The organism is Neisseria sp. P0014.S009 (assembly GCF_051958155.1).
GTDB classification, from domain to species: Bacteria; Pseudomonadota; Gammaproteobacteria; order Burkholderiales; family Neisseriaceae; genus Neisseria; species Neisseria flavescens_C.
The window spans coordinates 1-20,856 of record NZ_JBQCVS010000015.1; the positions used below are offsets into that span (position 1 = coordinate 1).

Sequence of the window (20,856 nt, forward strand, 5' to 3'; positions counted from 1 at the left end):
TGGAAAATCCCCTAAATGTCTTGGTGGGAATTTAGGGGATTTTGGGGAATTTTGCAAAGGTCTCAGGCCGTCTGAAATTTCAGACGGCCTTTGTTTTATCGGCGGTATAAAGCAACCATGGTCTCAGCCGCTTTAACACAGCTTTCCACATCGGCAACCAAAGCGATGCGGACGTAGCCTTCGCCCGGATTGCCTTGTTCGGTATCGCGGGCGAGGAAGCGGCCGGGCAACACTTGGATAGCGGCTTTCTGCCACAGGTTGCGCGTAAATGCCAAGTCGTCGCCATCAGGAACTTTCAGCCAAATGTAGAACGACGCGTCAGGCAGTTTGACATCGAATGCCTGTTGCAAAATAGGGATGACGCGGTCGAATTTTTCTTGGTAGAGGCGGCGGTTGTCGATGACGTGTTCTTCATCGTTCCAAGCGGCAATGCTGGCGCGTTGGACGGGAATGCTCATCGCGCTGCCGTGGTAGGTGCGGTAGAGTAGGAAGTTTTTGAGCAACTCGGCATCACCTGCGACAAAGCCGGAACGCAAACCGGGGACGTTGGAGCGTTTGGACAGGCTGGTAAACATAATAATGTTGCGCGTGCCGCGTCCTAATTGCGTTGCAGCCTGCAGGCCGCCGATTGGTTTGTTGTCGTCAAAATAGATTTCGGAATAGCATTCGTCAGAGGCAATAACGAAGCCGTATTTGTCTTGCAAATCAAAAATTTCTTTCCAGTCTTCTAATTGCAGGACGCTGCCGCTCGGATTATTTGGCGAGCAGACAATCAGGACTTTGGTGCGCTGCCATACGTCTTCAGGCAGGCTGCTCCAATCGGGGTTGAAGCTGGGCGCAGGACAGTTGGCAAAATGGATTTCACCGCCGCCCAAAATAGTCGCGCCTTCGTAAATTTGATAGAAAGGATTGGGGCTGATAACGATCGGTTTGGGGCCGTCTGAAGCCGGATTTAAAACGGTTTGGATAAAAGAGAACAAAGCTTCCCGGCTGCCCAATACGGGCAGGATTTCATTGTTGGGATTGAGGCTCAAACCATCATAACGGCGGGCAACCCATTCGGCACAGGCTTGGCGCAGTTCGGGCAGGCCTGCGGTCAGCGGATATTTTTCCAGTTCGTGCAGGGAGGCGGTCAGCGCGTCGGTGATGACTTTGGGTGTCGGATGTTTCGGCTCGCCGATTTGCAGATGAATGGGCGTTACGCCTTCGGGTGCATCAATGCCTTGCATGGCTTCACGCAGGCGGGCGAAAGGATAGGGTTTGAGATGGTTTAATAATGGGTTCATGATGTTTCTGCCGATAAATTAAGGCAATAATCTTAGCATTTTTTAGATGGATTGGGACAAAAAGGCCGTCTGAAAACAGGGTTTAAATGTTTTCAGACGGCCTTTTGAATGTAGTCAAAACGGTCCCGTCATCACCAACTATTACAGCAACGTCTGCTACGGCCAGCACAGCGACCGCACCTTTTTCACCAATTCGGAAGGCATCATCATCGATTATCACTGGGCGCTCAGCAATTCATGGCGTGTGAATTGTAATAATCATGTTTTGGGACGCCCGCCCCGATAAGGCCGTCTGAAAGCGTGAGCTTTAACGAAGTTAGAACACAAAAGCAGCCTGCACTTGGGCTTTCCCAAATGTGCAGGCTGCTTTTCACGCTTTCAGGCTGCTTATCCCCGCCCGCCCATCTTCTCACGATACCACGCCAGCTTCCGCTCCAAAAACGCCCAATGAGCGTCCAATTCCTGCCGTTTGCGTTTCAAAGCCGCCTGATGTTCCTGCAAAATCCGGTAACGTTCGGGGGCGGTTTCATCGCCCAAATGCCGCAGCCGCGCGTATTCCTTGATTTGCGCCAGCGGCACGCCCATGTCTTTCAGCCGAAGGATGAAACCTACCCATTCCAAATCGCGCGCACCGTATTCGCGGTAGCCGTTGGCGTTTCGTTCGGGGCGCAGCAGCCCTTCCTGCTCGTAGTAGCGCAGCGTGGCGGCGGACAAACCCGTTTGCGTGGCAAATTCCTTGGTCTGCATCAAATCTCCTTGCTATAAAGTGCGCTTGATAGTTTAACCTGTCCGTGCAATTTTGCAAATTTGAGTATGGAGACGAAAAATGTTGAATCATCAGGATTTAATGGCACGCGGCTTAGCGAAGCTGAACGAAATCGACGGCGAGCAGGGCGACAAGGTGAGGCAGGCGTTGGCGGATATTTCGCCCGATTTGGGCAAATACATCATTGGTTTCGCGTTTGGCGAGATTTACCAGCGCCCGCAGCTTGATGTGCGGCAGCGCGAGCTGGTAACGCTGGCGGCTCTGGCGGCGCAGGGCGGCTGTGAAAACCAGTTGCGCGTGCATATCCACGCTTCGCTGAACGTGGGGCTGACGCGCGATGAAATTGTGGAGGCGTTTATCCAATGTATCCCGTATTTGGGTTTTCCGAAGGTGCTGAATGCGGTGTTTGTAGCGAAGGAGGTGTTTGCGGCGGCGGAGTGATGCAGGCTGCCTGAAACCTAAAAAGGCTACCTGAAAGCGCAGCTTCAACGAAGTTAAAACGGAGTTTCTGCGAAACGAAAAGCAGCCTGCACATCCACAAAACAAATTGATGCGTTTATTTGGCAGGGACGACGGGCAGGGAACCGTTCAAAAGATAATGAATGGTTTCTTGAACCGTACGGATGGCGTTGCCAAACGGCAATGGGTCTTTACCGCGGAAAAACAGGCCTTTATCGACTTCGCCGCGGAATGCCGCAGAAAGTTGGATGTCGATACAGAATTGACCGGCTTTGGCCAAACCGTCGCGCAAGCCGCAGCTGGTCAGGCAGTTCAGGCCTTGTGTGCAACGGCGCGGATCGTTTTTGGCATTGGCTTGCAATTTGGCCTCGCGTTTGATGTAGTTGTCGAGGAATTTTGTGCGCACGCCGCGTGCAGGCAAACCGGCAACAGACATGAATTCAACCACTTTTTCGGTTTCCGCACCGGCCAGCGTTTTCTTGAAGTTGATGTGGGCATCGCCTTCTTCGGTCACGGCAAACGCGGTACCGATTTGAACGGCGGACGCGCCCCAGTTTTTCAAGGCTGTTTTGACTTTTTCAAAGTTTGCCATGCCGCCGGCGAGTACCAACGGGATTTTTTCGCTTTCCAAGCCCAAGTTTTTGAATACTTCAAACGTTTCTTCAATAACGCGTTTGAACTCGAATTTGGCATCGTTCACGCCGTCAACGGTTGCCGCGCCCAAGTGGCCGGCTGCGTGGGCTGGGTGTTCGATAACGATGGCATCGGGCAAAATGCCTTTTTTCATCCAACGTTTTAAAACGATGTTGATGCCGCGTGATTCGGACAAAATAGGGAAAAGGGCGACATCTTTGTGGTAGCCCTCGGCCATTTCCGGCAAATCCAAAGGCAAACCTGCGCCCATCACAATCGCGTCTGCACCAGATTCGCAGGCCTGACGGACGTAGGCGGCATGGTCTTTGACGGCTTTCATGACGTTGACGGCAATCATGCCTTTGCCTTCTGAATCGGCTTTGGCTTTTTTGATTTCACGGTCAAGCGCGATGCAGTTGAGGCGGGTGTATTTTTCTTCGCTGGAATCGATTTTTGATTCGGCCAGCAAATCTTCGTGCAAGTGGCGCAAATCGACGCTGGCGATGGTACCTACGCCGTTTTCGCGCGCAACCGCGCTGGAGAGTTTTGATGCGGAAACGCCTACACCCATACCGCCTTGTACGACGGGAATCAGTGATTTGCCACGGATAATCAATGGGTCAAAGTTGTTTTGCATGGATGCTCCTTCATAGATTCTGGATGGTGCCGTCTGAAATCCTATGAAATGGATTGGATAACGGGCTGATGTGTATATAAATAAGTGTGTTTTTCGCCGCCGTTTTTCAGACGGCATGAGGCGTGTTTTTAAAATTTTAGGAATTATACTCTAAGTTAATGTAAAAATTAGAGTATTAATACAGTTTTTTTGAAGGAAAAATTGAAAAGTCTTGTTAATAAAGGAATAAATTTTATGATGGATTGAATTGAGGAGGAGAAATTGCAAACAAAATCTACAGAGAAAAAGGCCGTCTGAAATTTCAGACGGCCTTAAGTATGGGAATCGGACAGATGTCGGATTACATTTGTTTTTTAGCGGCATCAATGGCGCGTTGGTCAGGGTTGATCAAGATTTCAACGCGGCGGTTTTGTGCGCGGCCTTCAACAGTAGCGTTGGAGGCGATTGGTTGACGGGAGCCGTAACCGAAAGTGCTCAAACGGGTGCTGCTTACGCCACGGGATTGCAGGAAGGTGGCAACAGATTCGGCGCGGTTGCGAGACAATGGCTCGTTGATGGCGTCGTTACCGGTGTTGTCGGTGTGGCCGTTGATGGTCAAAGTCGTGTCAGGATATTGAACCAAAGTTTGCGCGGCAGCAGACAAGGCGCTTTGAGCATGGCCGCTCAGGGCAGCGCTGCCGGTAGCGAAGGTTACGTTTTCAGGCATAACCAGTTTGATTTGGTTGCCTTGACGTTCAACTTCGATGTTGGTGTTGGCCAGGCTTTGACGCAGTTTTTTCTCTTGGTAGTCCATGTAACCGCCGATACCCGCACCTACTGCACCACAAGCCAATGCGGAGTTACGTGCGCCTTTACCACCATGGGTCAGCGCACCAACGATGCCGCAAACAGCTGCACCGCCCAAACCATACATAGCGGTTTTGCTGGCGGATTGTTGGCCGGTAACAGGATCAGTTACACAGCCGGTGAGCGCCAAAGGAATCGCAGTGGCAATAACGGTCAGGGGTTTCAAGAATTTCATGTCGTATCCTCTTTTTAGATGACGGCCCAGGCCGTCTGAAAAAATGAATAAAAACCGCGTGGGTCATTACGGATTTATGATACCCAATATCCGAAACGCAAAAGAATGGGTTTAACCCGATATTACGAAAATATTTGCCAGTTAACATAATCCTGAAGCATTTCTGTATTTCTCCGACAGTTTGGTCATTTTGCCGCGAAATAACAAGCAAAGTTTTTTACAGTTTCTTCCGTTTTTTATGCTTGCGGCGATACCAGTTGACGAATGCCCATTTCAATCTGACCTTGACATCGTATCCCACTGAACCTGCACCCAGTATGAGCAAAACGGCGGAAACGGGCAGGGCGAAATGATGGCCGACCAGATGATAACCCCATGCGCCAACCACGCCGCCCAGCAAAAACGACAGCATCAAGCCGCTTAAAAGCCACATTTTCGGTTTGTTGACGCGGACGTGCGGCAGGCGCGGATGATGCTGTTTGGAGTAATAAAGCGCGCGTGAAATTTCAATGCCCAAGTCGGTCGCTGTACCGGTCATGTGGGTGGAGCGGATGGCGCCGCCGGAAAGAAGTGTGATAACCGTATTGTGCATGCCCATAATAAAACACAATAAAAACAATGCCAAAGACGGCATAATAAAATCAGAGCCGCCAAAATCCCATTCCATCGCGGCAATACCGAACCAACCGAATATCAACAGATAAACTGCTTCCAGCCACATGGAAAACCCAAAGCTGCCACGGAAACGCATCTGCTGCGTCCATAAAATCACCCAGCCCGAATGCGCGGCACCGGCAACAAAACACAACACGCTGATTGTGGCAATAATGGCCACACTCCACTCTTGAAGATACAAAACATCTGCCAACAGCGACATTGAGCCGGTAACGTGGGAGGTATAACGTGAGAATGCGAAGTAACCGCCGGCATTAATCGCGCCGGCAAGAAAGGCCATGATGTAGCCCAGCCGTCTGAAACGGGCATCGGAAATATTGTGTTCGTGCAGATACGGGCGATCCGCCTGCCAAAATGGCGGCGTGTGTTGCCTATGGTGGCGCAATCGGTAGGAGTGGGGCGGTTTGTCAGCGTTCATTGAGTGGGTTTGGAGTTAAACATTCATACAGGGTGTATTTTATATGCAACTGTCTGCCGATAAGAACAAATAATCTAAAGTGTTCCCAAGTTGCCACACTTGCCCATTACACAATGAGGGCGTACATTAATAGAGAGATATAAACATAAGGAAACATCCAATGAATCCTATCCGTCTGACCTTATTGTTTGGTGCTGCCGCATTACTTGCCGCCTGCGCCACTACGCCTGAGCAAAAAGCCGCACGAGCACAAGCCCAGAAACGCTATGAACAGGATCTTCAAGTACATCTTGCCGCCCAATGCGATCAGGAAACTGCCGCGCTGATCCGTCGCAAATTTGATGAAGAAGGCAAACCCGGTGCCGTAACTGCCGAACAAAAAGCCTTCCGCCTCAAGTATATCGACAAAGTTTCCGATCCGATGTTCCAAGCCTGCTACAAAATGGCATGGCAAAACTATATTTCCCAAGAACAGCTGCGCGAAGCCCGCTACTATCGCTATTACGACGATTGGGGCTATCCGTTTGGCCGTTATCCTTGGTGGTGGTAAGGTATTAACAAATTTTAGGGCCGTCTGAAAGCATATATTTATTGGTTTCAGACGGTCTAAGGTTTATTGAAACGGCAATAACGTTTACAATAGCCGCCTATTCAAACACAATACCCACCACCCATGAACATCTGGCTTGGACAGCGACACGCGCCCAAATTTCCGCAAGGAGCCGCCGTAACCATCGGCAACTTCGATGGCGTACACCTCGGGCACAAACACATTCTACAAAAACTCAAACGAGAGGCAGACCAGCGCGGTCTGCCTGTTGTCGTTGTTGTTTTTGAGCCTCAGCCCAAAGAATTTTTTGCGCGCAAAGCCGGGAAAAAGTTGCCTTACCGCATCAGTCCGCTGCGTACCAAATTGCGCCTTTTGCGTGAAACCGGCTGCGTGGATGCCGTTTGGGTTTTGCGCTTTAACCAAACTTTCTCCGAGATGAGCGCGCAAGCGTTTATTGACCAGCTTTTGCGCCAAACGCTTAACACGCGTTATTTGTTGATCGGCGACGATTTCCGTTTCGGTGCAGGCCGTGAAGGCTGTTTTGAACTTTTGGCACAGCAGCCCGATATGCAAACCGAGCGCACGCCGTCTGTTATCGTTGAAGACATCCGCACCAGCAGTACCGCCGTCCGCCAAGCCCTTTCAGACGGCAAGTTGGAATACGCCAAAAGACTGTTGGGTCATGATTATGTGTTAAGCGGCAAGGTCAAACACGGGCAAAAACTTGGCCGCACCATCAACGCGCCTACCGCCAATGTCCAGCTTCCCCCGTATCATTATGCGCTAAGCGGCGTATTTGTCGTTGAAGCAGACGGCACATTCGGCTCGCGCCGAGGCGTGGCCAGTTTTGGTTTTAACCCTACTGTCAGCAACAACCGCTCGCAAAAACTGGAAGTCCATCTGTTCGATTTCAACGGCGATTTGTACGGACAACGCATCTTCGTCCGCTTCCTGCACAAACTGCGTGATGAGAAAAAATTTGAGAGTATCGAGGCATTGAAAACCCAAATTTTGCAAGATATGGAAGATGCGAGGGTTTGGGAAGCATAGAAACGCTTCTAGAAGCTTATAAAATCAAGACAATTGGGCTACAATAAGTCCTTTGAATTTTTTCAGACGGCCTGTTCTTTTCAAAATGAGCAATCAGGCCGTCTGAAACCGAAATACCGCAACAATAGAGATCAAAAAATGACCGATTACAGTAAAACCGTAAACCTGCTTGAGAGCCCGTTTCCAATGCGCGGCAATCTTGCCAAGCGCGAGCCTGCATGGCTGAAAAGCTGGTACGAGCAAAAACGCTACCAAAAACTGCGCGAAATCGCCAAAGGCCGTCCGAAATTTATTCTGCACGACGGTCCTCCATATGCCAACGGCGACATCCACATCGGTCATGCCGTCAATAAAATTCTCAAAGACATCATTATCCGCAGCAAAACCCAAGCCGGTTTTGATGCGCCTTATGTACCGGGTTGGGACTGCCACGGTTTGCCTATCGAAGTGATGGTAGAAAAACTGCATGGTAAAGACATGCCTAAAGCCCGTTTCCGCGAATTGTGCCGCGAATACGCTGCCGAACAGATTGCCCGTCAGAAAAAAGACTTTATCCGCTTGGGCGTGTTGGGCAACTGGGACAATCCTTACTTGACCATGGATTTCAAAACCGAAGCCGATACCGTGCGTATGCTCGGCGAAATCTACAAATCCGGCTATCTCTACCGCGGCGCGAAACCGGTTCAATTCTGCTTGGACTGCGGCTCTTCATTGGCCGAAGCCGAAGTGGAATATAAAGACAAAGTATCGCCTGCGATTGATGTGGGCTATCCGTTTAAAGACACTGCTGCGCTTGCCGCCGCATTCGGTTTGTCCGGCATCGAAGGCAAAGCGTTTGCCGTCATCTGGACGACCACGCCTTGGACTTTGCCTGCGAGCCAAGCTATTTCAGCTGGTGCAGACGTGGTGTATCAACTGATTGATACGCCTAAAGGCAAATTGGTGTTGGCCAAGGATTTGGCAGAAGATGCGCTCAAACGCTACGGTTTTGCTTCAGACGACCTGAATGTATTGGCAGAAACAACCGGCGACAAGCTGGAAAACCTGCACATGAATCATCCGTTCCTCGAACGCGATATTCCCATGCTCAACGGCGAACATGTGACCACCGATGCCGGTACCGGTTTGGTGCATACTGCGCCTGCGCATGGTCTGGAAGACTACGCTGTCTGCAATAAATACGGCATCGAGCTTTACAACCCTGTCAACGCCGAAGGCAAATACATCAGCGAAACACCTCGTGTCGCTGGTATGCGCGTTTGGGAAGCCAATCCCGTTATCCTGCAATGGTTGGAAGAAACCGGTAACCTCTTGGCAAGCAGCAAAATCGAACACAGCTACGCCCACTGCTGGCGCCACAAAACGCCGTTGATTTACCGTGCGACCGGCCAATGGTTTGTCGGTATGGACAAAGCAGGTGCTGACGGTAAAACCCTGCGCGACAAAGCCATCAAAGCCGTTGATGACACCGAATTCTTCCCGTCATGGGGTCGTGCGCGTTTGGAAGCCATGATTGAAGGCCGTCCTGACTGGGTGGTTTCGCGCCAACGCTACTGGGGCACACCGATGACCTTCTTTGTTCACAAAGAAACGGGCGAACTGCATCCGAACTCTGCTGAGCTTTTGGAGAAAGTAGCACAACGCATCGAAGAAAAAGGCATCGAAGCATGGTTCTCTCTTGATAAGAGCGAACTCTTGAGCGCGGAAGATTGCGAAAATTACGACAAACTTTCCGATACCATGGACGTATGGTTCGACTCAGGCTCGACCCATTATTCCGTCTTGAAACAGCGCGAAGAATTAGACTGGCCTGCCGACCTCTACCTCGAAGGCAGCGACCAACACCGCGGCTGGTTCCAATCTTCCATGCTGACCGGTTGCGCTTCATCCATGGGCCGCGCCCCGTACAAACAGCTTCTGACCCACGGTTTCGTGGTTGACCAAAACGGCCGCAAAATGTCGAAATCCATCGGCAATGTCGTTGCACCGCAAGAAGTCTATAACGAATTCGGCGCGGATATCCTGCGCCTGTGGGCGGCATCCACCGATTACAGTGGTGAATTGGCGATTTCCAAAGAAATCCTCAAACGTGTAACCGAAAGCTACCGCCGTATCCGCAATACCTTGAGCTTCCTGTTTGCCAACCTCAGCGACTTCAATCCTATTGAAGATGCCGTGCAACAGGCAGACATGGTGGAAATCGACCGCTACGCCGTGGTATTGGCACGTCAGCTGCAAGAGCGTCTGGCAGGAGATTACTATCCGCGTTATGCCTTCCACTTTGCCGTAAAAGACATTGTTTCTTTCTGCTCGGAAGACTTGGGCGCGTTCTACCTCGATATCCTGAAAGACCGCCTCTACACCACCAAAGCAGACAGCCATGCTCGCCGCAGCGCGCAAACTGCCCTGTATCACATCACACGCAGTTTGGTTCTGCTGATTGCTCCGATTTTGTGCTTTACCGGCGAGGAAGCATGGGACATCATCGGTGGCGGCGAAGAAGACAGCGTCCTCTTCCATACATGGCATGAGTTTCCATCTATCAATGAAAAAGCCGAAGCCGAATTGGTGAAAAAATGGACGGCAATCCGCGAAGCACGCGAAGCAGTAACTGCTGCCATCGAGCCTTTGCGTACGGATAAAACCGTCGGTTCTTCATTGCAAGCCGAAACCGAAATTACGGCTCCGGAAGAAATTGCCGATTATCTGAACACTTTGGGCGAAGAATTGCGTTTTGCTTTGCTGGTGTCTAAAGCAGAAGTGAAAGTAGGTGATGAACTTGCTGTGACCGCTAAAGCCAGCGATGGTGAAAAATGCGAACGCTGCTGGCACTATACCCACGATGTGGGCGCAGTTGCAGGCCATGAAACCATCTGTAAACGTTGTGCCGACAACGTTGACGGTAAAGGCGAAAAAAGACATTACGCTTAATTGTTTGGTCTAAATAAAGGCCGTCTGAAAACTTTGGAAATAGGTTTTCAGACGGCCTTTGTTTATTGAATCTGTTTCGGATAGCGAATAGATTTTGAAGGGTAATTGGGATTTGTGATTTAGGTAAAATACAGGATAGGGTTTCAAGTTATTGTGGGGTAGGAGTTTAATTGCAAAAAATAACTCTTACTCCAGAGAAAATTTGTTGAGGATATAGGAATGACGAATAATCATTTGTCTAGAAATGAGATCAATCGTTATAATTCTGTATTCGTAAGTCTTTAATAACAATGAGGTATCCCATGCGTCCTAAAGATAAGTTTGACATCAAGGCTTGCAAAAAAATTAAGGACTGCAACGATGAGGAATTAATTGAGATGGGGGAGTGGCTCTCAGGATGGTTGGGAGATGCGAACTTTCCTGTTTTTAGTGAAATTGTCGAAATCTTTGTAGAACGACAAGACACATTACTTCCATTCGTTTCAAATATTTTTTACTCAAATGATAGTATATGTATTTATTGGGTTTTACTTGAACTCTATCCAAAATTATCCTATCAAAACCAAGTAGCCTTAGCCATTGATTTGGAACATTGTCTTCATAATATTTCAGAAAAATTAATTTTGGATGAAGATGATGAAAACCTTAAAGAAATCTTGGAAAAAGTTTTAAATTAAGGTAGATATATATTTAATGATTTTGAAATAATGCATTGTCGGAGAAGATACCTTTCAAAGGGTCTTACTTATCCGTGGAGTATGGACGTATTTTGAACCTTCAAATAGCCTCATATTTGCATTTTATCCTTAAACGGAAATTTCGTTTTATCCAATATGAAAGGCCATCTGAAACAAGTTTTCAGACGGCCTTCAGCTATTCTATTGCTAAGTAAAAATTAGCGGGCAGAGCAAGAAGTTTCTACTTTGTTGCCGTATGGGTCAGTGAAGCCGAAGAATGCTTCGCTGCCTTTTTGATGCCATTCGGCGCCTTTACCGAACAAGCCTTGGTTGGCAACATAGCGTTCGCCTGAACCTGCAACGGCAGAAGACAGGGTGGCAACTTTGTCATCCAGACGCAGTTCAACTTGGTTGGTGCTCAGGTTGCGGACTTGTACAGACAGACCGTTTTCGCAGCTGAATGATTGAACACGGGCATCATGATCGTGTGCACGGCCGTGGTCATGATTGTGCTCGTGACGGTGACCATGGTCATGTTGATGGGCTTCGGGTGCGGCACAGGCAGCGAGGCTCATGGCGGCGGCAATTGCAAGCAGGGCTTTTACTTTCATTTTTGACTCCTATGGTCAGTGTTGAAGGAAGAATGTAGCGGCATGTTATAAATATCTTTATGGCTTCACAATAGGGATAACCATTATTTACTTTTTCTTCCTGTTTCCGAGAGTATGGCAGGATTCTTTGTAGTTTTGATATAAATGATTAATGCCGTTTGAAAAAAAGCCGCACTTGCGCTAGAGGTAAACGAAAGTGCGGAAAATTCAGAGAGTTACATTGAAATATGAGTTGAGCCGCTTAACGCTGGCGTGCTTTAAAGCGGGGGTTGCTCTTGCAAATAACGTACACTTTGCCTTTTCGGCGGACAATTTGGCAGTCGCGGTGTCGTTTTTTTGCAGTTTTTAGGGATGAGAGGACTTGCATCATTTATCCTTTCTGAAGGAAGACATCATGGATTGGTAACGTTGGTTGAACTTGCTGGCGCGGCCTTCGATATTGACATTGCGTTGTTTGCCTGTGTACACCGGGTGGGACGCGGAAGAAGTATCAAGCGAAAAGAGGGGATACTCTATGCCGTCCTTCCAAACCATGGTTTTGCCGTGGGTATTGGCACATGAACGGATGAGCCATCCTTGGTCTGCGCCGCTGTCGTAAAACAGGACGGTACGATAGTTGTCTGGGTGGATATCGGGTTTCATTTCTTTCTCCAGTGAGTGTTATGGTATAACATTATACTCTAAGAAAAAGAGCAGGCAAGTGTTTTTTGTTTTTCTTTATCACGGGATTGCGGCATTTTGATAAAATATGCGGTTTCAGGCGGCCTTTTTTATGAGGCCGTCTGAAACATTTTGTTTTCTGATGATAGGAATATGATGTATCTGCATAAGGGTTTCAGATTGGGCGGTGCGGTAAGCAAGGTGATGCCGATTGTCCATGTATTGTCCAAGCTGGGGCTGTTGTTTTCATTACTGTTGGCCGTGCCGACACTGATGTCGTATTTTTATCACGACAGCGCGTTTCTCGTGTTTGCCTATACGGCTTTGACCGTATTGCTGGTATCGTGTGTAACTTGGGTGCTGACGCTGCGTTTCAACCGTGAGTTGCGGCCGCGTGACGGATTTACCTTGGTATTGATGCTGTGGCTGGCCTTTGCTGTCGTGGCGGCGATGCCGATTTATTTCTATATGCCGTCCATGAGTTTTACCGATGCGTTTTTTGAGGCGATGTCGGGGTTGACGACAACGGGGGCAACAGTGATTTCCGGTTTGGATACGTTGGCACCGTCGGTGAATTTTTGGCGACACATGCTCAACTGGCTTGGCGGTATGGGTATTATCGTGCTGGCTGTGGCAATTTTGCCAATGTTGGGCGTGGGGGGGACGCAGCTCTTCAAAGCGGAAATTCCGGGTATGGATAAAGAAAGTAAGATGGCGCCCCGCATTTCGCAAGTGGCCAAACGGCTATGGTTTGCCTATGCGCTGACAACTGCTGCGGCTTTTGTATCCTTGCATATTGCCGGTATGGGTTGGTTTGATGCCTTGTGCCATGCGATGTCGGCAGTGGCCTTGGGCGGTTTTTCAACACATGATGACAGCGTTGCCTATTTTGATTCTGTGGCAGTCGAATGGACGTTGATGTTTTTTACCGTCTGGGGTGGTATCAATTTTGCCAGCCACTTTACTGCGCTGGGCAATCGCTCTTTGCAGGTGTATTGGAAAGATGAAGAATGCCGTACCATGCTGCTGGTTTTGTCGGGCAGTATTTTGATTTCGGCATTGTATCTGTGGCAGCAGGACGTGTACCAAAGCCTTGGCGAAGCTTTGCGCTTTGTCAGTTTTAACTTTGTGTCCATCGGATTGGCCAGCGGTTTTTCCAATGCCGACTTTGCACAATGGCCGCTGATTGTGTCGTTGTGGATGTTTTTTCTGTCGAACGTCTTGGCAAGCTCAGGCTCTATGGGCGGCGGTATTAAAAACGTGCGTGCGTTGGTATTGTTTAAATTCAGCTTGCGTGAAATGCTGATTTTGCTGCACCCACGTGCGGTTCGTACGGTAAAGGTCAACAACCGTTCTATTCCGGATCGCATGGCGCTGACCGTCATGTCGTTTATCTTTATTTACTTTATGACGGTCATCGTATTCAGCTTTTTACTGATGGCGGCAGGCTTGGACTTTTTATCCGCCTTCACGGCAGTCATTGCCTGTATTACCAATGCAGGGCCGGGATTGGGTGCAGTCGGTCCGTCGCATAATTATGCTGCGCTGAGCGATGTGCAGAAGTGGCTATGTACGGCAGTGATGCTGTTGGGACGTTTGGAAATTTTTACTGTTTTAATTTTGTTTACTCCGGCATATTGGAAGAAATAAGTGTATAAAAAGGCCGTCTGAAATTTCAGACGGCCTTTTTATAATTATAAATAGCTGAATTTAAGCGTATTGTTTGAGCAATTCTTTAAATTGTTCACCGGTTTCAGGGTGTTTCAAACCGTAAGCCACGGTTGCTTCAAGGTAACCCAATTTGCTGCCGCAGTCATAGCGTTTACCATCAAACGCATGAGCCAACACAAACTCATGGTCGAGCAGGCGCGCAATACCGTCTGTCAGTTGGATTTCGTTACCTGCACCGCGAGGCAGGTTGGTCAACAAGTCAAAAATGCGCGGAGTCAGGATGTAGCGGCCGACAACAGCAAGGTTGGAAGGCGCTTCTTCCGGTTTGGGTTTTTCAACGATGTTGATAATACGTTGATAGTTTTTCAGCTGCTCGACTTCGACAATACCATAAGAGCCTGTTTGGGAAGGATCAACGGTTTCAACGCCTAAAACGCTGTTGCCGCTTTGGCTATACACGTCAACCATTTGTTTTAGCGCGCCTTTAGGCGCATCAATCAAATCGTCTGCCAAAATAACGGCAAAAGGTTCATCTCCAACAGCAGCTTGAGCGCATAACACGGCATGGCCTAAACCCAATGCTTCGGTTTGACGGATGTACAAACAGGTAATGTTGGAAGGCAGGATATCGCGAACGTGTGCCAACAGTTTGTCTTTTTGACGCAATTCCAATTCGGTTTCCAACTCGTATGCTTTGTCAAAGTGGTCTTCGATGCTGCGTTTGTTACGGCCGGTGATGAACACCATTTCGGTACAGCCGGCTTCAACCGCTTCTTCAACTGCATATTGAATCAGAGGTTTGTCCACAATAGGCAGCATTTCTTTGGGGCTGGCTTTGGTTGCAGGCAAGAAACGGGTGCCCATACCGGCAACGGGGAAGACGCATTTTTTAATGGGTTTCATATTATTATCCTATTTTAACTATGGGTTTATACCCCAAAAAGTGTAAAGATGTAGTCGTATGTAACAATAATACCACATGATAAAGTATCAGGCGGTTTGAAAAGGAGAATTGGTCATAGATACTGTCTTATCCCAGCAACGCCAGTAATTCTTCTTCGGTTAATATGGCCACGCCCAAAGCTTGGGCTTTTTCCAATTTATTGCCTGCGGCTTCTCCGGCGACAACGTAGTCGGTTTTTTTGGATACGCTGCCGGAAACTTTACCGCCTGCAGCCTCGATCAAAGCTTGGGCTTGGTCGCGTTTGAGTGTGGGTAAAGCCCCTGTTAATACAAAGGTTTTACCTGCTATGGCCTCGTTAATGCCGTCTGAAATAGTTTCATCTTGAAAATTAGACAGCGTTTGAGCAAAGAAAGTTTTCATATTTTCAAGCAGGGCTGCGTTTTGCGGTTTACTGCGCCATGTCTGCCAATCGGAAGGCAACGCTTTGTCAGTTTGCAAACCTTCTATGCTTTGTCCGGCAAGCTCCCACAAGGCCAGTGCTTTGGTTTCGCTGATTTTAAAATCAGGCAGGCGGGCAATCCAGCGTTGCGGCTCGGCATAGTGCAGCGGCGGGATGGTGACAGCCTGGCTTTGTGGGGCAACACCTACAGCCAGCAGCTCGTCTATCATCGCCTGTTGGGCGTCTTGGGCAAAAAAGTGGGCGATGGAGTGGGCAACCACCGTGCCGATATCGGGCAGGCAGGCGAGGATGGATTCGGGTGCATGGCGGACATGTTCGAGCGTACCGAATGCCTGTGCCAGCGTTTTGGCGGTGCGTTCGCCGACGTGACGGATGCCGAGGGCAAAAAGGAAGCGGGCAAGTTCAGGCGTTTTGCTGGCTTCTATGCCTGCAAGGATGTTTTCCGCCCATTTGGTTGGCTGTTTTTTACTGGTCTTGCTAAGCAGGGCATTGCCGCTCTCGCTTTCAAAGTCTTCAATCTCACTGTTTGATGGTTCTTCCTCATTAGCTGACGCTTTATCCGCCATTTCCTTCATTTTTTGCAGGGTTGGGATATCGAGGCGGTAGAGGTCGGCGAAATGACGAACCAAATCTTGTGCTACCAGCTGCTCGATTTGTTTTTGACCAAGTCCGTCGATGTCCATGGCTTTGCGTGAGGCAAAGTGGATTAAACCTTGCGCGCGTTGTGCTTGGCAAAGCATACCGCCGCTGCATCGGGCAACCGCTTCGCCTTCTTCACGTTCAATTTCGCTACGGCAGATAGGGCAATGGGTGGGCAGTCGGTAGGGTTTATGAAGCGGTTCGGCTCGGGTTTCAGAAGGTGTTTCGGCGAATAAATCATCTTGCAGGCCGTCTGAAACAGCAATGTTGGTCTCCTGTATTGGGCGGCGTTCAAAAATCACGCGCACTACCTCGGGAATCACGTCTCCGGCGCGGCGCACGACAACTGTATCGCCAACGCGTACGTCTTTGCGCGATACTTCGTCCTGATTGTGCAGTGTGGCGTTGGTAACGGTAACGCCGCCGACGAATACAGGTTGCAGGCGGGCGACGGGGGTTACTGCGCCGGTGCGCCCGATTTGTACATCAATGGCTTCGACAATGGTCAATGCTTCTTCGGCAGGGAATTTGTGGGCAATGGCCCAGCGCGGTGCGCGTGAGATGAAGCCGAGTTCGCGCTGTTGCGCCAAGCTGTTGACTTTGACCACCATGCCGTCGATTTCATAAGGTAAAGTAGGGCGTTTTTGCTGCATTTGCTCGTAAAACGCCAATACTTCGTCGATATTTTTGAAACAGCAGAAATTACCGTCAGGCAGGCTGAAGCCGAGTTCTTTACAGTAGCTCAGCTCTTGCAGGTGTTCTTCCGCGACAAAACCGCCTTGTTGTCGGGCGATGGAATAGGGGAAGAAATGCAGTTTGCGCTGTGCCGTAATGCGCGAATCGAGTTGACGCAGACTGCCGGCGGCGGCATTGCGCGGATTGGCGAAAGGTTTTTGTCCGTTTTCAGTTTGTCGTGCGTTTAAAGCGGCAAAATCGGCTTTAAGCATCAGTACTTCGCCGCGTATCTCGATAAGCTCGGGAATGTTTTCTCCATGTAGGCGCAGGGGGATGTTGGATACGGTTTTGACGTTTTGGGTAACGTCTTCGCCTGTGGTGCCGTCGCCACGGGTTGCCGCTTGAGTCAATACGCCGTCGCGGTATAGCAGGCTGATGGCCAGACCGTCAAATTTAGGCTCGATAACGTATTCCGGTTTTTCGCCATTTAATCCGCCACGAACGCGCTCATCAAAAGCGTACATTTCGGCATGGTCAAACACGCCGTTCTCATCTTGTGGCGAGAAGGCGTTGGTCAGTGACAACATAGGTACTTCATGACGCACTTCATCAAAGCCTGCCAAAGGCTCGCCGCCGACGCGCTGAGTTGGGCTGTCGGGCAGTTTCAACTCAGGGTGATTCAACTCCAATGCTTCAAGCTCGCGGAACAATTTGTCGTATTCGGCATCGGGTACGCTGGGTGCGTCTAGGGTGTAGTATTCGTAGGCGTAGCGGTTGAGGAGGTCGGTCAGGTATTTGATACGTTGTGCGGTCGGATTCATGAGCAATCGAAATAGAGTTTTCAGACGGCCTGATAGAGAGGCCGTCTGAAAATCGATGAATATTGAAGATGAAGGGATTTTACCTGAAAAAAGCGGATATGCCGTCATTGCATATCCGCTTTTTGATTGGGGAATTTTAAGAGAATAGGCGCAGGGCTTGTTTGCTGCCGGGTTTGAGGCCGACTTTAAGCATTTCTTCCTGACGGGCCAAAACGTAGTTGCGTACGTCTTTGAGCCATTGGGTGGAAACTTCTTCCATTTGGTCGTTAACCAAATCCAAGCTGAGTTGGCCGGAGAGTTTGACTGCCAAGTCCATAAATTTGTCGAAAGTTTTTTCACCGGCAGGAACATGCGGAATATCCAACAGCATGCTGAAACCGCGGTAGGCTTGGTTGTCCAACAGAGGATTGGTAAACGGTTTGTTGTCCAAAGTATGGATGGAGAACAATTGAGGATTGTTGTTGTCGCCGAAGTGGAACGCGCCGTCTTCACCGAGTTTGAAGCCTGTATCTTCCACAGCGGCACGCAACTCTACGCCGCTGATGTTGGAATGGGAAACCAAGTGAATGGCGATGGTTTGGTCAACACGCGCACAGAATTGGTCGAGGGCTTGTGCGACTTCGGTGAACGCGTCCAAGTCGGTATGCAAAACTTTGCCGTCCATCAGTTGGGCAAAAGCATCAACCTGTTGGTCGAAGTGTTGCAGCTCTTCACACGCGGCCAAACCGTTGCGGCTGACAGCTTGCAGACCCATGACGAAGCCTTGGTAGTAAACGCCCGGAATCGGCTCGGCAACGCGGAAATGGTCGTCCATGGTGCAACCGATGATTTGGAAGCGGTGTGTGCTGGAAAGGCGCGGCAAGGCGTGCAATTCTTGGGCTTGTTTCAGGGAGATGTAGGCCATGTAGTCGAAGCGCGGGTCAAACCAAGGCAGCTCGACTTGAGACAATTCGTCCAAGCTGATCAATGGTACTTGTGCCACAGGTTCGGCAGCGGTTTCAACCGGAGCAGAAGCGGCTTCGGCAGGGCTGACGGTAATTTCGTTGTTCAAACCGATAACGGTGTGTTGAACTTTTTCTTCTGCGGAGAAGTCGTCTTCCACGGTCAGCTCGACATCGGTTTTAAGTTGGGCAGGATGAGCCAGTTTGGCTTTTGCCGCGTAGATTTCATCTTGCTCTTGCAGGTTGCGCAATGCCTCTTCGTTTTTTTTGTTTTTCTTGATAAACAAACCTTGGCCGCCGGTTTCTTTGCTGTCGCGGACGTGCTTGGTTTTGCTGGTCAAAAGTGCATCCTTATCGGAATGGCCGAATTGTTCGCGCACTTGTTTGCGGTATTGGTTTTCCTGGTACATGTTGTAACCGATGACCGCCAAAAGAGCGGCGAGGGCTAAGACGATGAAAATCATGGAGTAATCACTTTTTAAAAAGGCAGCATTCCGTCTTTTTCAGGGTGCGGAATCTTGCTGCGTAGGAAGTTCGTTGGAGCCGGACTTTATGCGTCCGAATGAATAGCTGAATTATAACGAAAATAAACGGTTGTGACAGCATTATGTCTGCCAATCATTGTTCAGGCCGTCTGAAAGTTATCCGCGCCGGATGGGAAAACCTGCTTTTTGAAGGCGAGGCCAATCGAAGAAATGCCCGGGATCGGTTTTCCTGTCCGGCGCGATGTCCTGATGACCGGTAACGGCCTGAATCGGGTAATGTTCGGAAATAGCGGTCAGCAAGGCTTGCAGGCTGGTGTATTGTGCTTCGGTAAAAGGCTCGAAATCGCAGCCTTCCAACTCGATACCGATGGAGAAGGCATTGCATTTTTCTCTGCCTTGAAACGACGATACGCCGGCATGATAGGCCATGTCGTCGCAGGAAACGAATTGGACGGTTTCGCCCTTACGGCTGATGAAAAAATGGCTGGAGACGCGCAAGGTGTGGATGATGCTGAAAAAAGGATGCTCGTCAGGGTTGATTTGGTTGGTAAACAATTTTTCCACTGCCCCTGTGTTGTACTCAAAAGGAGAGAGGGAAATATTGTGGAGGACAACCAATGAGATGTCTTCATCCGGTTCGCGCGGGCTGAAATTGGGCGAATGAGTTTGGCGTGCATTCAGCCAACGGCCGTTTTGCCAAGTGTTTTTTGAAGGAGAATTCATGGTTTCAGACGGCCTTTCGGGATAGGAAAATATACGTTGGGTAAGGTGGAGGGCGTGGTGGACTTGTTTTCGGTTATACTGTCGCCCGACACGTTCACAAACCAAGAATCCTACCATGCTGAAAAAATTGTTGAAATGGCTGGCCGTATTTTTGACGGCATTTGCCGCCGTGGTTGCCGCATTGTTGTTTGTTCCGAAAGACAACGGCAAACCATACCGTATTACCATTACCAAAAACCAAGGTATCTCTTCCGTCAGCCGCAAACTGGCTCAAGACGGCATTGTTTATAACCGTTATGTTTTAGTAGCCGCCACATATGTGATGGGCGTACACAACCAACTTAATGCCGGTTCTTACCGCCTGTCTGCCAAAGTATCGGCTTGGGACATTTTAAAACGCATTAAAAAAGGCCGCCCTGACTCGGTCAGCGTGCAAATTTTGGAAGGCGCGCGTTTTGCACAAATGCGCCGTATTATCGATAACACTGCCGACATTGCCCACGATACGCGCGGTTGGAGTGATGAAAAACTGATGGCCGAAGTGGCACCCGATGCCTTGAGCAGCAATCCCGAAGGACAGTTTTTCCCGGATAGTTACGAAATTGATGCCGGCGGCAGCGATCTTCAAATTTACAAAATCGCCTACCGTAAGATGCGGGAAAACCTGCAAGAAGCATGGGATGACCGTCAAAGCGGCCTGCCTTATAAAAATCCGTACGAAATGCTGATTATGGCGAGTCTGATTGAAAAAGAAACCGCGCACGAAGACGACCGCGCCCATGTGGCCGCTGTATTCGTCAACCGCCTGAATATCGGTATGCGCCTGCAAACTGACCCGACCGTCATCTATGGTATGGGCGATGCGTATAAAGGCAGAATCCGCAAGGCCGACCTGCAACGCGATACGCCTTACAATACCTACACGCGCAGCGGCTTGACGCCGACGCCGATTGCGCTTCCCGGCAAGGCCGCGCTTGAAGCAGCAGGCCATCCGTCTGATGAAAAATATCTGTATTTCGTCTCAAAAATGGATGGTACGGGCTTGAGCGAGTTCAGCCATAATCTTTCTGAACACAACGCTGCCGTACGCAAATATATTTTGAAGAAATAAACCGAATAGGCCGTCTGAAACATTTATAATCCCTGTTTCAGACGGCCTTTAA

At 49.5% G+C, this 20,856-nt stretch carries 19 protein-coding genes; 7 read left to right on the forward strand and 12 right to left on the reverse strand.

Going from position 1 to position 20,856, the window contains the following annotated elements; translation table 11 throughout:
* Window positions 1–95: 95 nt before the first annotated feature.
* Both dapC and ACTHS4_RS09705 read right to left on the reverse strand, forming a co-directional pair.
* On the reverse strand, window positions 96–1,286 hold the full coding sequence (gene dapC, locus ACTHS4_RS09700; protein WP_440365850.1) for a succinyldiaminopimelate transaminase: 1,191 nt from the start codon (window positions 1,284–1,286) through the stop codon (window positions 96–98).
* A 387-nt stretch (window positions 1,287–1,673) separates the two neighbouring features.
* Window positions 1,674–2,033: a MerR family transcriptional regulator gene (locus ACTHS4_RS09705; protein ID WP_070826076.1), complete on the reverse strand. Its 360-nt coding sequence runs from the start codon at window positions 2,031–2,033 to the stop codon at window positions 1,674–1,676.
* 79 nt (window positions 2,034–2,112) lie between these two features.
* Between ACTHS4_RS09705 and ACTHS4_RS09710 the strand changes: the two genes are divergently transcribed.
* Window positions 2,113–2,493, forward strand: coding sequence for a carboxymuconolactone decarboxylase family protein (locus ACTHS4_RS09710; protein WP_004520096.1), 381 nt, complete (start codon window positions 2,113–2,115; stop codon window positions 2,491–2,493).
* A 115-nt stretch (window positions 2,494–2,608) separates the two neighbouring features.
* Here ACTHS4_RS09710 and ACTHS4_RS09715 read toward each other — a convergent pair whose 3' ends face one another.
* From ACTHS4_RS09715 to ACTHS4_RS09725, 3 genes are all read right to left on the reverse strand, one after another.
* Window positions 2,609–3,781 carry an NAD(P)H-dependent flavin oxidoreductase gene (locus tag ACTHS4_RS09715; RefSeq protein ID WP_004520097.1) on the reverse strand — a complete coding sequence of 391 codons (1,173 nt, stop codon included), beginning with the start codon at window positions 3,779–3,781 and terminating at the stop codon, window positions 2,609–2,611.
* Window positions 3,782–4,121: 340 nt separating this feature from the next.
* Window positions 4,122–4,802 carry an OmpA family protein gene (locus ACTHS4_RS09720; protein WP_004520099.1) on the reverse strand — a complete coding sequence of 227 codons (681 nt, stop codon included), beginning with the start codon at window positions 4,800–4,802 and terminating at the stop codon, window positions 4,122–4,124.
* A 217-nt stretch (window positions 4,803–5,019) separates the two neighbouring features.
* On the reverse strand, window positions 5,020–5,895 hold the full coding sequence (locus ACTHS4_RS09725; protein ID WP_070826077.1) for a YoaK family protein: 876 nt from the start codon (window positions 5,893–5,895) through the stop codon (window positions 5,020–5,022).
* A 160-nt stretch (window positions 5,896–6,055) separates the two neighbouring features.
* Between ACTHS4_RS09725 and ACTHS4_RS09730 the strand changes: the two genes are divergently transcribed.
* The 4 genes from ACTHS4_RS09730 to ACTHS4_RS09745 all read left to right on the forward strand — a co-directional run bounded on the left by ACTHS4_RS09730 (window position 6,056) and on the right by ACTHS4_RS09745 (window position 11,103).
* On the forward strand, window positions 6,056–6,445 hold the full coding sequence (locus ACTHS4_RS09730; protein WP_070826078.1) for a hypothetical protein: 390 nt from the start codon (window positions 6,056–6,058) through the stop codon (window positions 6,443–6,445).
* A 123-nt stretch (window positions 6,446–6,568) separates the two neighbouring features.
* Window positions 6,569–7,495, forward strand: coding sequence for a bifunctional riboflavin kinase/FAD synthetase (gene ribF / locus ACTHS4_RS09735; RefSeq protein WP_070826079.1), 927 nt, complete (start codon window positions 6,569–6,571; stop codon window positions 7,493–7,495).
* Window positions 7,496–7,633: 138 nt separating this feature from the next.
* Window positions 7,634–10,426 carry an isoleucine--tRNA ligase gene (gene ileS, locus ACTHS4_RS09740; protein WP_440365851.1) on the forward strand — a complete coding sequence of 931 codons (2,793 nt, stop codon included), beginning with the start codon at window positions 7,634–7,636 and terminating at the stop codon, window positions 10,424–10,426.
* A 302-nt stretch (window positions 10,427–10,728) separates the two neighbouring features.
* A complete protein-coding gene (locus ACTHS4_RS09745; RefSeq protein ID WP_004520105.1) occupies window positions 10,729–11,103 on the forward strand; it encodes a DUF5071 domain-containing protein in 375 nt (124 codons plus the stop codon).
* A gap of 218 nt (window positions 11,104–11,321) precedes the next feature.
* On the opposite strand, the gene ACTHS4_RS09750 is transcribed toward ACTHS4_RS09745, so the two are convergent.
* The 3 genes from ACTHS4_RS09750 to ACTHS4_RS09760 form a co-directional block, all read right to left on the reverse strand.
* On the reverse strand, window positions 11,322–11,714 hold the full coding sequence (locus ACTHS4_RS09750) for an MliC family protein (RefSeq protein ID WP_070826080.1): 393 nt from the start codon (window positions 11,712–11,714) through the stop codon (window positions 11,322–11,324).
* 241 nt (window positions 11,715–11,955) lie between these two features.
* Window positions 11,956–12,081 (reverse strand): type B 50S ribosomal protein L36, encoded by a 126-nt coding sequence (gene ykgO / locus ACTHS4_RS09755; protein WP_003685279.1) that lies wholly within the window; start codon window positions 12,079–12,081, stop codon window positions 11,956–11,958.
* Window positions 12,081–12,356: a type B 50S ribosomal protein L31 gene (locus tag ACTHS4_RS09760; protein WP_003747294.1), complete on the reverse strand. Its 276-nt coding sequence runs from the start codon at window positions 12,354–12,356 to the stop codon at window positions 12,081–12,083. The genes ykgO and ACTHS4_RS09760 overlap by 1 nt, the downstream gene beginning before the upstream one ends.
* Before the next feature lie 171 nt (window positions 12,357–12,527).
* Between ACTHS4_RS09760 and ACTHS4_RS09765 the strand changes: the two genes are divergently transcribed.
* On the forward strand, window positions 12,528–14,024 hold the full coding sequence (locus tag ACTHS4_RS09765; protein WP_440365852.1) for a TrkH family potassium uptake protein: 1,497 nt from the start codon (window positions 12,528–12,530) through the stop codon (window positions 14,022–14,024).
* Between the two features lie 60 nt (window positions 14,025–14,084).
* On the opposite strand, the gene galU is transcribed toward ACTHS4_RS09765, so the two are convergent.
* The 4 genes from galU to ampD form a co-directional block, all read right to left on the reverse strand.
* Entirely contained in the window at window positions 14,085–14,948 is an 864-nt protein-coding gene (galU, locus tag ACTHS4_RS09770) for a UTP--glucose-1-phosphate uridylyltransferase GalU (protein ID WP_440365853.1), read from the reverse strand.
* 127 nt (window positions 14,949–15,075) lie between these two features.
* A complete protein-coding gene (gene ligA, locus ACTHS4_RS09775) occupies window positions 15,076–17,544 on the reverse strand; it encodes an NAD-dependent DNA ligase LigA (protein WP_440365854.1) in 2,469 nt (822 codons plus the stop codon).
* A gap of 136 nt (window positions 17,545–17,680) precedes the next feature.
* Entirely contained in the window at window positions 17,681–18,949 is a 1,269-nt protein-coding gene (locus ACTHS4_RS09780; protein WP_070826084.1) for a cell division protein ZipA C-terminal FtsZ-binding domain-containing protein, read from the reverse strand.
* A 177-nt stretch (window positions 18,950–19,126) separates the two neighbouring features.
* On the reverse strand, window positions 19,127–19,693 hold the full coding sequence (ampD, locus tag ACTHS4_RS09785; protein ID WP_070826085.1) for a 1,6-anhydro-N-acetylmuramyl-L-alanine amidase AmpD: 567 nt from the start codon (window positions 19,691–19,693) through the stop codon (window positions 19,127–19,129).
* A gap of 115 nt (window positions 19,694–19,808) precedes the next feature.
* Between ampD and mltG the strand changes: the two genes are divergently transcribed.
* Window positions 19,809–20,804 (forward strand): endolytic transglycosylase MltG, encoded by a 996-nt coding sequence (gene mltG, locus ACTHS4_RS09790; protein WP_107791945.1) that lies wholly within the window; start codon window positions 19,809–19,811, stop codon window positions 20,802–20,804.
* The last annotated feature ends 52 nt before the right edge of the window (window positions 20,805–20,856 follow it).

Excerpts from the sequence above, each read along its gene's own strand:
- dapC (WP_440365850.1), bottom strand. The coding sequence starts at position 1,286 with ATGAACCCATTATTAAACCATCTCAAACCCTATCCTTTCGCCCGCCTG.
- ACTHS4_RS09705 (WP_070826076.1), bottom strand. The coding sequence starts at position 2,033 with ATGCAGACCAAGGAATTTGCCACGCAAACGGGTTTGTCCGCCGCCACG.
- ACTHS4_RS09710 (WP_004520096.1), top strand. The coding sequence starts at position 2,113 with ATGTTGAATCATCAGGATTTAATGGCACGCGGCTTAGCGAAGCTGAAC.
- ACTHS4_RS09715 (WP_004520097.1), bottom strand. The coding sequence starts at position 3,781 with ATGCAAAACAACTTTGACCCATTGATTATCCGTGGCAAATCACTGATT.
- ACTHS4_RS09720 (WP_004520099.1), bottom strand. The coding sequence starts at position 4,802 with ATGAAATTCTTGAAACCCCTGACCGTTATTGCCACTGCGATTCCTTTG.
- ACTHS4_RS09725 (WP_070826077.1), bottom strand. The coding sequence starts at position 5,895 with ATGAACGCTGACAAACCGCCCCACTCCTACCGATTGCGCCACCATAGG.
- ACTHS4_RS09730 (WP_070826078.1), top strand. The coding sequence starts at position 6,056 with ATGAATCCTATCCGTCTGACCTTATTGTTTGGTGCTGCCGCATTACTT.
- ribF (WP_070826079.1), top strand. The coding sequence starts at position 6,569 with ATGAACATCTGGCTTGGACAGCGACACGCGCCCAAATTTCCGCAAGGA.
- ileS (WP_440365851.1), top strand. The coding sequence starts at position 7,634 with ATGACCGATTACAGTAAAACCGTAAACCTGCTTGAGAGCCCGTTTCCA.
- ACTHS4_RS09745 (WP_004520105.1), top strand. The coding sequence starts at position 10,729 with ATGCGTCCTAAAGATAAGTTTGACATCAAGGCTTGCAAAAAAATTAAG.
- ACTHS4_RS09750 (WP_070826080.1), bottom strand. The coding sequence starts at position 11,714 with ATGAAAGTAAAAGCCCTGCTTGCAATTGCCGCCGCCATGAGCCTCGCT.
- ykgO (WP_003685279.1), bottom strand. The coding sequence starts at position 12,081 with ATGCAAGTCCTCTCATCCCTAAAAACTGCAAAAAAACGACACCGCGAC.
- ACTHS4_RS09760 (WP_003747294.1), bottom strand. The coding sequence starts at position 12,356 with ATGAAACCCGATATCCACCCAGACAACTATCGTACCGTCCTGTTTTAC.
- ACTHS4_RS09765 (WP_440365852.1), top strand. The coding sequence starts at position 12,528 with ATGATGTATCTGCATAAGGGTTTCAGATTGGGCGGTGCGGTAAGCAAG.
- galU (WP_440365853.1), bottom strand. The coding sequence starts at position 14,948 with ATGAAACCCATTAAAAAATGCGTCTTCCCCGTTGCCGGTATGGGCACC.
- ligA (WP_440365854.1), bottom strand. The coding sequence starts at position 17,544 with ATGAATCCGACCGCACAACGTATCAAATACCTGACCGACCTCCTCAAC.
- ACTHS4_RS09780 (WP_070826084.1), bottom strand. The coding sequence starts at position 18,949 with ATGATTTTCATCGTCTTAGCCCTCGCCGCTCTTTTGGCGGTCATCGGT.
- ampD (WP_070826085.1), bottom strand. The coding sequence starts at position 19,693 with ATGAATTCTCCTTCAAAAAACACTTGGCAAAACGGCCGTTGGCTGAAT.
- mltG (WP_107791945.1), top strand. The coding sequence starts at position 19,809 with ATGCTGAAAAAATTGTTGAAATGGCTGGCCGTATTTTTGACGGCATTT.